General features: G+C 73.0%; 2 protein-coding genes and 2 pseudogenes. 2 read left to right on the top strand and 2 right to left on the bottom strand.

All coding sequences use genetic code 11. From position 1 onward, the window contains the following. Positions 1 to 262, bottom strand: a pseudogene (locus ACWEVO_RS32105) (SAM-dependent methyltransferase); the annotation flags it as partial. Positions 263 to 629: 367 nt separating this feature from the next. Between ACWEVO_RS32105 and rpsA the strand changes: the two are divergent. Further along, positions 630 to 2,114 (top strand): 30S ribosomal protein S1, encoded by a 1,485-nt coding sequence (gene rpsA / locus ACWEVO_RS32110; protein ID WP_452311201.1) that lies wholly within the window; start codon positions 630 to 632, stop codon positions 2,112 to 2,114. A 274-nt stretch (positions 2,115 to 2,388) separates the two neighbouring features. Next, positions 2,389 to 3,567 (top strand): dephospho-CoA kinase, encoded by a 1,179-nt coding sequence (coaE, locus tag ACWEVO_RS32115; RefSeq protein WP_452311202.1) that lies wholly within the window; start codon positions 2,389 to 2,391, stop codon positions 3,565 to 3,567. Positions 3,568 to 3,573: 6 nt separating this feature from the next. Here the strand turns inward: coaE and ACWEVO_RS32120 are convergent. Continuing rightward, positions 3,574 to 3,887: pseudogene (locus ACWEVO_RS32120) on the bottom strand (hypothetical protein); the annotation flags it as partial.

Below are 3,887 nucleotides of genomic sequence, written 5' to 3' on the forward strand. Positions count from 1 at the left end.
GGTGGGCGCCCCGGGTGGCCAGCCACCGGGCTGCGGCCGCGGCGCCGCAGCCCAGTTCGAGGATCCGACGGCCGGTGACGTCGCCGAGCAGCCCGGCGTCGGCCTCGCGCAACCCCTCGGGGCACCAGACGAAGTCGGTGTCGCCCAGGAACGCGCCGTGCTCGGCCTGGTAGTCGTCCGCGTCGGCGTCCCACCAGCCGCGGTTGGCCCGGCGGATCTCGGCGGCGCCGACCCGGCGTCGGGTCACCCTGTCGTCGGTCATCCGCTCACGCTAGGGCCACCGGCCGCGCGACCCCGCCCCGGCCCGCCGCGCAGCTGTGGCGGGAGGGACCGATGTGACGGACGAGACACGTGGTGGCCCCTTACCGCGCGAAATCTCCGCTTTCGCAGCTGACGAGTCGGCGGAGACCTGGGAGGGCTTGCACGCTGTGGTAATGCAGCGGGTAGGCTAGACGATGCGCTCGCGGATCGTGTGCCTCGGCAGGGAGCAGGTGCGCGGTCACCGGAGCCACTAATGATCTTCTCGCGTCGATCGTTCGGTGTGCCCGGCGACGGATCCGTTGGCGCGGAAGAGTCACCGCGACACCCATGCCCGCTGTGACACCCATCCGACCGGAGCAACCGCCCACATGACGAGCAGCATCGAGGCCACCTCGAGCGCCAACAAGGTCACCCACGACGACCTCGGCTCCGAGGAAGCTTTCCTCGCCGCGATCGACGAGACCATCAAGTACTTCAACGACGGCGACATTGTCGAAGGCACCGTCGTCAAGGTCGACCGGGACGAGGTCCTGCTCGACATCGGCTACAAGACCGAGGGCGTGATCCCCTCTCGGGAGCTGTCGATCAAGCACGACGTGGACCCCGCCGAGGTCGTCTCGGTCGGTGACCACATCGAGGCCCTGGTCCTCCAGAAGGAGGACAAGGAGGGTCGCCTGATCCTCTCCAAGAAGCGGGCGCAGTACGAGCGGGCCTGGGGCACGATCGAGAAGATCAAGGACGAGGACGGGGTCGTCCGCGGCTCGGTCATCGAGGTCGTCAAGGGTGGTCTCATCCTCGACATCGGCCTGCGCGGCTTCCTGCCCGCCTCGCTCGTCGAGATGCGGCGCGTGCGCGACCTGCAGCCGTACGTCGGGCGCGAGCTCGAGGCCAAGATCATCGAGCTGGACAAGAACCGCAACAACGTGGTCCTGTCCCGCCGGGCGTGGCTGGAGCAGACGCAGTCCGAGGTGCGCACCGAGTTCCTCAACAAGCTGCAGAAGGGCCAGGTCCGCAAGGGCGTCGTCTCTTCGATCGTCAACTTCGGCGCGTTCGTCGACCTGGGCGGCGTGGACGGCCTGGTGCACGTCTCCGAGCTGTCCTGGAAGCACATCGACCACCCGTCCGAGGTCGTCGAGGTGGGCCAGGAGGTCGAGGTCGAGGTCCTGGACGTCGACCTGGACCGCGAGCGGGTCTCGCTGTCGCTGAAGGCGACCCAGGAGGACCCGTGGCGTCAGTTCGCCCGCACCCACGCGATCCAGCAGATCGTGCCGGGTAAGGTCACCAAGCTCGTGCCGTTCGGCGCGTTCGTCCGGGTGGACGACGGCATCGAGGGCCTGGTCCACATCTCCGAGCTGGCCGAGCGCCACGTGGAGATCCCGGAGCAGGTCGTCCAGGTCGGCTCCGAGGTCATGGTCAAGGTCATCGACATCGACCTCGAGCGTCGCCGGATCTCGCTGTCGCTCAAGCAGGCCAACGAGGGCTTCGTCGAGGGCGAGGAGCACTTCGACCCGACCCTCTACGGCATGGCCGCGACCTACGACGAGCAGGGCAACTACATCTACCCGGAGGGCTTCGACCCGGAGACGGGCGAGTGGCTCGAGGGCTACGACAAGCAGCGGGAGACCTGGGAGAACCAGTACGCCGAGGCTCGTCAGCGCTGGGAGGCCCACACCAAGCAGGTGCAGTCCTCCCGGGCCGCCGACGCCGAGGCCGCTGCCAACCCGGCTCCGGCCGTCTCCGGCACCACCACCTCGACCTCGGCTCCGAGCCGTCAGGCCGAGGAGCCGGCCGGCACCCTGGCCACCGACGAGGCGCTCGCCGCGCTGCGGGAGAAGCTCGCCGGCGGCAAGTGACCCCGTGACGACTTCCGCTCAACGCGTCTGACGCCGCGACGGAGCGTCGCCGACCACGACGGGCCCCGTCCCCGCGATCCGGTTCACCGGATCCCGGGGGCGGGGCCCTCGCGTGTCCCCGGCCCGCGGTCGACCGCCCGCCCGGCCCTCCTTGATCGACTCGGTCTGCGGCAGACCGTGCTGTCCGCGGGGCGGGAGGCACCGGGTTGCGGCAGCGCGAGTCGAGCGGCCGCCCGGTTTGGCGAGCGGCGCGGTGATCGGGTTGACTGATCGCGTGCTGAAGGTGGGTTTGACCGGTGGGATCGGGTCGGGCAAGAGCGCCGTGGCGAACCGGCTCACCGCGCTCGGGGCCGTGCTCGTCGACTCCGACCGGATCGCGCGCGAGGTGGTCGCCCCGGGCAGCGAGGGGTTGGCCGAGATCGTCGCCGCCTTCTCCGACCGGGTGCTCGACCCGGACGGGGGGCTGGACCGGGCCGCGCTCGGCGCGCTGGTCTTCAACGACGAGGCCGCCCGCCGCCGGCTGGAGGCGATCACCCACCCCCGGGTCCGCGCCCGCGCCGCCGAACTGGCCGCCGGGGCGCCCCCGGACGCCGTCGTGGTGAACGACGTGCCGCTGCTGGTGGAGGTGGGGCTCGCGCCGACGTACCACCTGGTGGTCGTGGTGCAGACGGCGGTGACCACCCGGCTGGCGCGGCTGGCCCGGGACCGGGGCATGGACCCCGCGGAGGCCGAGCGGCGGATCGCCGCGCAGGCGGACGACGCCCGCCGGCAGGCGGCGGCCGACGCGCTGCTGACCAACGACGGCACCCTCGACGAGCTGCACGCGGCGGTGGACGCGCTCTGGCACGAGCGGCTGGTGCCGTACGAGCGCAACGTCCGCGAGCGCCGTGCGGTCCGGCCCGAGCGGCTGGTGCTCACCGAACCCGACCCGACCTGGCCGCAGCAGTACGCCCGGCTGGCCGCCCGGATCCGGCACGCCGCCGGCGCGGACGTTCGGGTGGACCACATCGGCTCCACCGCGGTGCCCGGGCTGGCCGCGAAGGACGTCATCGACATCCAGCTCACCGTGTCGTCGCTGGCGGAGGCCGACGGGCCGCTGGCCGAGCGGCTCGCCGACGCCGGCTTCCCCCGGCTGCCCGGCGACTGGTGGGACAACCCGCGCCCGGCGGGCAGCGCCCGCTGGGAGAAGCGGTTGCACGGCAGCGCCGACCCGGCCCGGCCGGTCCACCTGCACCTGCGCGTCGCCGGCTCGCCCGGCTGGCGGTACGCGCTGCTGATGCGCGACCATCTCCGCGCCGACCCCGCCCAGCGGGCCGCTTACCTGCAGGTCAAGCGGGAGTTGGTGGCCGCCGCCCCGGACAGCGCCACGTACGGGACGTTGAAGGACCCCTGGTTCGACGAGGAGCACCTGCGCGCCGAGGAGTGGGCGGCCCAGACCGGCTGGCGGCCCTGAGCGTGCTCACCGGCGTCCCGGCTTCGCGGGGCGTGGCCGGGCGCCGGGCAGCGCCGGCACCGGGCCCGGGTTGAGGTCGAGCTGCGCCCAGACCCCCCGTCCGGTCCGCAGCTCCAGCCGGCGGAGCAGCCCGGCCCGGTCGAGCCAGTAGCGCAGCGTCGTGCCGGCGGTGCGTACTTCGATGACGTCCACGGTGCGGTCGGCGGCCCGGTCGCCGCGCAGCCGGACCGCCGACCGGGCCGGGGCCGGGGTGGCACCGGCGCGCAGCGCGGCGGCCAGCAGCCGGTCCAGGTCGTCCCCGGGTGGGCGGGCGGCCGACC

It is taken from the genome of Micromonospora sp. NPDC003776, from assembly GCF_053605645.1.

What these genes read in the sequence shown, in the direction of transcription:
- rpsA (WP_452311201.1), top strand. Translation starts at nt 630, where the DNA reads ATGACGAGCAGCATCGAGGCCACCTCGAGCGCCAACAAGGTCACCCAC.